Annotated in this window: 1 protein-coding gene; it reads left to right on the top strand. The window is 35.0% G+C overall.

Translation table 11 applies throughout. The features are described 5' to 3' along the window. Positions 1-71 precede the first annotated feature (71 nt). Positions 72-662 (top strand): glycosyltransferase (locus tag RB298_RS08260; protein WP_486046745.1); only part of this gene is annotated, 591 nt, incomplete at its 3' end.

Genomic DNA, 662 nt, shown 5'->3' with positions numbered 1-662 from the left:
TTATAAAGCTCCATCAGCCTAATTTACTTTTCTTTGATGGGGTATATCCGTATGCAGGATTAATAACTTCAATGCGTGAAACAAAAGGCATGAAAAAAGTATGGATGAGAAGGGGACTAGGAAAGAATGTCCGTCCTGAAGTAGATAAGAAAGAAAAAGAATTTGATATGATAATTGTTCCTAAGGAACTATTTATACCTCAAGAAGAACAGAAAGCAGGTAAACACTATTACAGCGACCCAATAATTTATTTAGAGAAAAGTGAATTATTAAGTAGAGAGAGTCTAAGAAAAAAATGGAAGGTTCCAGAAAATCATAAACTTGTCTTCATAAGCCTGGGAGCAGGAAATATTAATGATATCAATCCTACTATCTCCAACATCCTTACCGCATTAAGGAAAAGAAACGATATCTCTATTGTAATAAGCGAATCAATTATAGGGAAAAAACTACAAATCCCTGAACAAGAAAATTTGATAATTATACGGGATTATCCTACCTCATCCTATTATAACGCTTTTGACTTGGCAATAACCGCCAGTGGTTATAACTCATTCCACGAATTATTATTCTTTAATGTACCCGCCATCATTATTCCGAATCAAATGACAAGCCAAGATGATCAGGTAGCTCGAGCATTAAGTGCCGAAAAGGCAGGAGCA

The sequence above is a fragment of the Priestia sp. BR_2 genome (genome assembly GCF_041954005.1).
Lineage (GTDB): Bacteria > Bacillota > Bacilli > Paenibacillales > Paenibacillaceae > Paenibacillus_AQ > Paenibacillus_AQ lautus_A.
Note: the sequence above shows the minus strand (reverse complement) of the source record. Positions and strands in the feature narration are given on the sequence as shown.